The sequence below is a fragment of the Treponema sp. R80B11-R83G3 genome (assembly GCF_054786115.1).
The window spans coordinates 1-4,507 of sequence record NZ_BDHF01000105.1 but is presented as its reverse complement, the minus strand read 5'-3'; the positions used below and the strand labels follow the sequence as shown (position 1 = coordinate 4,507).

Annotated in this window: 5 protein-coding genes; 1 reads left to right on the top strand and 4 read right to left on the bottom strand. The window is 41.4% G+C overall.

Going from position 1 to position 4,507, the window contains the following annotated elements:
* The 4 genes from ACYVRH_RS10995 to ACYVRH_RS10980 form a co-directional block, all read right to left on the bottom strand.
* The coding region (locus tag ACYVRH_RS10995) for a toll/interleukin-1 receptor domain-containing protein (protein WP_461256959.1) at positions 1-280 on the bottom strand (280 nt) is incomplete at its 3' end.
* A 111-nt stretch (positions 281-391) separates the two neighbouring features.
* The gene (locus ACYVRH_RS10990) at positions 392-1,312 is read right to left on the bottom strand and encodes a tyrosine-type recombinase/integrase (RefSeq protein WP_461256958.1); all 921 of its coding nucleotides are present in this window, start codon (positions 1,310-1,312) and stop codon (positions 392-394) included.
* Positions 1,313-1,397: 85 nt separating this feature from the next.
* Complete coding sequence (locus tag ACYVRH_RS10985) at positions 1,398-3,653, bottom strand: peptidase U32 family protein (RefSeq protein ID WP_461256957.1); 2,256 nt, start codon at positions 3,651-3,653, stop codon at positions 1,398-1,400.
* Between the two features lie 89 nt (positions 3,654-3,742).
* The gene (locus ACYVRH_RS10980) at positions 3,743-4,102 is read right to left on the bottom strand and encodes a helix-turn-helix domain-containing protein (protein WP_461256956.1); all 360 of its coding nucleotides are present in this window, start codon (positions 4,100-4,102) and stop codon (positions 3,743-3,745) included.
* 141 nt (positions 4,103-4,243) lie between these two features.
* Between ACYVRH_RS10980 and ACYVRH_RS10975 the strand changes: the two genes are divergently transcribed.
* The coding region (locus tag ACYVRH_RS10975; protein ID WP_461256955.1) for a hypothetical protein at positions 4,244-4,507 on the top strand (264 nt) is incomplete at its 3' end.

Sequence of the window (4,507 nt, the reverse complement as noted above, 5' to 3'; positions counted from 1 at the left end):
GTTGAGCGTAGACATTGGTTTTTCTGTCTTTTAATTTGTCGTATAATCTAACCGCTTCCTCGCAAGGCCACTCTCTGCTTAAATATGATTTATTAATTATAAGAATACAGTATTCTGCTGTTTCTATTCCATGTCTTGTAATAGTATCGTCTAAGAAATCCCCTAATAATAATTCATGTTGATCATACCAGCAATACAAGCCATATTTATTTAATAAGTTCAAAAATTTTATTGCAAATTCTTCCCGTGCTGCGCCAGAAAAAGATATGAAGATATTCATTACATTCACTGTCCCTATGCGTATGACCTAAATATTTCAAGGATAATAAATAATTATCCTGCATCCATATTTTCATAGTACCCTCATTTTCTTAATTAGTCAACAAAAATTTCACATATTAACAACAATTTTGTTTCGGGGATGTTTTGCAGTCAAGATTTGGCGTTGTTTTTCAACGGTAACCTGCGTGTAAATTTGTGTTGTCAGTATGGAACTATGCCCTAACATGCGCTGTATATAGCGAATGTCCACATCTTCTTCAAGCAGCAGCGTGGCAAATGAGTGCCTGAACATATGCGGCGTTATTATCTTTCCAATATCGGCTTTTGCGCAAAGTCGTTTTATTAGGAAACGGACGGATTGTTCTGAAATGCGTGATGATAGCCTGTTAACAAAAAACCAACCTGTCTTGCGTATACGCACGGCATTTTCTTCGGTATAACGCCGTAAAATCGAAAGAACTTCCTGGTTTCCGATTTGCAGTATGCGTTCCTTTGCTCCTTTTCCCATGATAAGAATTCCTCCGTTGTTCAGATCAATGTGTTCCACGTTAAGAGAACACAACTCTGATACCCGCAATCCTGTAGCAAATAACAATTCAAGCATTGCGGCATTTCGCAGGGCTGTGTTCAGCGCATAAACGGTTTGTGCAAGCTTTAACTCTTGGTAAGCGACGCGTAAAATATTTTCAATTAATGTCAATGGTATTGTTCTGGGCAGTAATTGCGGAATTTGAAATTTTGTATTAATCTTTTTCATTGGATTTTCATAAAGCACTTCTTCAAACTCAAGGTAATTAAAAAATGCGCTGATGCTTGCAATTTTGCGTTTAACTGTCCGTGGCGAATATGTTTTGTGCAGATGTGTGATATATGCGGAAATTTCAGTCTTTATAGGAATGTTTTCAAATGCAGTTTGCCGTTGAAATTGTTCAAGGTCAATCTTATATGCCTTGATTGATTTTACACTCAGTTTCTTTTGATACTCGCAATATGCCAAATAATTGGTAATTGCCTCTTTTAATGTAGTCATTCTTTACCTCCTGACAATAATATATCGCAGTTATACAAATGGCAGCTTTGGCATTTGAAAAATCAATGTTATAATTGATCTACAGTCATGTTTTACTGACAAAAAAACCGTCTTTCCAGTTAAAACGGCTCGACTGCGGCAGTGGGGCGCTTTCGTTTACCGAGCGCATTAAATCACGGTAGTCGGATTTCTTTATTACTTGACCGGATAAATCAATTATGAAACGCCCAAACCCTGCTTCTTTTAAAAACGGAATTTTATCGATAATAGAAAAATATTTTTTGGGGTAAACGCGCGAGCCTTCAGGGCCTGTTTCAAGTAAAAATTCTTCTTCCATGTTATCTGCAAATGAATCAAAATTGAAGACAGAACCAAGATTTGCTTTTATATTGAATAACGGCGGCCACGCAAAAACCATAATAAAAAATTTTGAATGTAACGCGCTGCGGTTCTGCCGTTTTTTGCCTCCCTTTTTTTCACTGTTATGGCTTTCTACGCCTAATGTACGCTCCAAATTTTGCCTGTTATTTTCCAACGGCGAAACAAAACCATCCGCTCCGAGAGAGGAAACAAACGAGAGTGCCCATGAATTAAACGTATAAAGCCACGGCCCGGCTATCAATTTTACATTTTCGTAATCCCTAAACAGTGAAAAATGTCCGGGATTATTCAATACATACTGATAATAACCTTTTTCTGTTAGCAGGCTGATTTCTTCCGTTATTTTTCCATTTTCATATTCCGCTATATCCTGAGGAAACCACGGGTCAAGCGTTAAAATAATTTCAGCGGGCTTAAACGGCAGTGGCGGTTTATTGTCGTCTAACAAATACTTCGCGTTTTTTGCGGACAGGGCAAGCATTACTCTCTGCGGACGGGAAGACTGCACAACGTAAAAATCTTCGGGGCGGGAAACGGCGATGTACAGTCCTTCGGGAAAAGTTTCGGCGTTTTTTGAATGTTTGCCGCGCTCTTCACGTTGGCGTATCTGTATTTGCGGGAACGGCGCTTTTTCCCTGCCCGGCCCCTTGCCGCCGGATACTTTGGTAATTATTGGCGCATAACGCTTTGCCCTCTCTTTTATTTGAATTAAATAAACATGGTCGCCAATGTTTCCCTCAGGCGCGGAAATCCAGTAACCGGAATGTTCGCCGTCTTCCTGAGCGAATGTCAATTTATGAGAAACTCTGCCGGAGTCATCGCTGTGGTGTATTCGCACCGAATCTCTGACGGAAACAGAAATCCTTCCCGGCGGACAGACAAGGACGCGTCTTTCATCGCCCGTACCCTTTACCTTTAAAATTGTTCCAAGACTGATGCCTGTGCCGCCGTCCTGCGCGGGGTTCAGCCAGTCAATGCCTTCAGCTTCGGTATTTTCTGAAGCGCCGTTATTCGCTGTTTCACTGTCTTGCGCGGCGGTTTTTATCCGGCCTTCAAAAAAATACCGTGTCTTTGGCCGCGCAAAATCGTTACGCAAAATTTCCTGTCCGCGTTCAATACTACGCTGAATATCGTCTTCTGTGCCGTTGGCACTAGCACCGTTAGCACTAGTGCCCTGAGCGCAAGCATCCAAGACAAGACGGTAAGCAGAAACAACAGTTCCCACATAGGACGCGCTCTTCATTCGCCCTTCAATCTTCATGGCGCTGACTCCGGCGACTGCTAACTGCGGCACGCGCTCCAAAAGCTGCAAGTCGTTGGGGCTGAAATAGTAGCCGTTTTCGCCCCCGCTTTCCACGCCCGCCTTATGGTACAATCTTCTGCACGCTTGAGTGCACATCCCCCTGTTAGCTGATTTTCCCCCTAAAAAACTTGAAAAAAGGCACAATCCCGAAACGCTGATACACAACGCTCCGTGAACAAAAACTTCAAGCTCAAGGTTAGTTTCGCTTTTAACGTTTTTTATCTCTTCAAGTGAGAGTTCCCGCGCCAGAACTACGCGCGAAACGCCGTGGCGCGAAAGAGCGTTTGCCCCTCTTGCCGACGCGATATTCATCTGTGTGGAAGCGTGAAGCCGCAGAGAAGGAAACTCCGCTCTTGCCATTGCCACAACGCCGAAATCCTGAACAATAAGCGCGTCCGGCCCCTGATTGGCAAGGTATTTTAAAAACTGGTACATTCGGTCCGCTTCGCGCTGTTCAAAAACCGTGTTTACCGTAACATAGACTTTTTTCCCCATCTTATGCAGGGAACGCAGAGCGGTTTCAAATTGCGCGTAGGTAAAATTGGCGCTTCTTAAACGAGCGTTAAAATCCTTCAAACCGAGGTAAACGGCGTCTGCGCCTTCGCCGATTGCCGCGTCAAGTGCCTCAGGCGAGCCTGCTGGAGCGAGTAATTCCATGGCTTATTCTAACGAATTTTCAAAAAAAAAGGTGTAAAATATGCGTGTCCTGCTACCATTACATCTGTGTGGAGAGAAAAGTTTCGCTCTTATTTGGATAAATGTTGTTTTTGTAGTGCAATTAGAGACCGCGATGTAATTTTTTTTGCCATTTCAAATGATTTTTCTAAAATAGCATTTACTTCTTCGTTATATTTGGCAAGAATTTTTCCAGTAGTTAGAGACTGCGTATTTTCGGGTTTGAGAAGTTCATAAACTTCGACATTAAAAGCTTTCGCAATTTTTACCAGAGTATCCAGATAAGGCCATTTATTACCTCTTTCAATATCGCTTAAATAAACAATAGAAAGCTTGGATTGCTCGGCTAAATCGGCTTGAGACCAGTTTCTACGACCTCGAAACGCCTTAATATTTCTCGCCAAAGTGGCACGAACCTCCACCTTATCCATAACCTATCCTTATTGAATGATAAAAGTATCATCTTTTATGCTTGACAAAAATACAAACATCATACAAGATGATATATAACTAATTCGTATAGAATTGGTAATAATTTTAGGATAATACGAATATTAAAGGAGAAAAGAATTATGGGGGGAGTAATAGTAGTAGTAATAATTATTATTGTCATTGTTGTTGTTGTAAAGAAATTAAAAAGAAAGAGAGATGCGGATTCTTTTTTGTTTACACATACTCTTAAATCTCTGGGAAATAGCACTGCATGTATACTCGCCCTAAAAATTGAGGGAGAATTAGAAAAGGAAGGAGTTAGCTTTACAGGAAATATGTTTGATGATTTTTCGCTATTTCGACATGAATACGGAACCCTTAGGGGCTCTGATTCTTCGGGGGGG

What these genes read in the sequence shown, in the direction of transcription:
- ACYVRH_RS10990 (WP_461256958.1), bottom strand. Translation starts at nt 1,312, where the DNA reads ATGACTACATTAAAAGAGGCAATTACCAATTATTTGGCATATTGCGAG.
- ACYVRH_RS10985 (WP_461256957.1), bottom strand. Translation starts at nt 3,653, where the DNA reads ATGGAATTACTCGCTCCAGCAGGCTCGCCTGAGGCACTTGACGCGGCA.
- ACYVRH_RS10980 (WP_461256956.1), bottom strand. Translation starts at nt 4,102, where the DNA reads ATGGATAAGGTGGAGGTTCGTGCCACTTTGGCGAGAAATATTAAGGCG.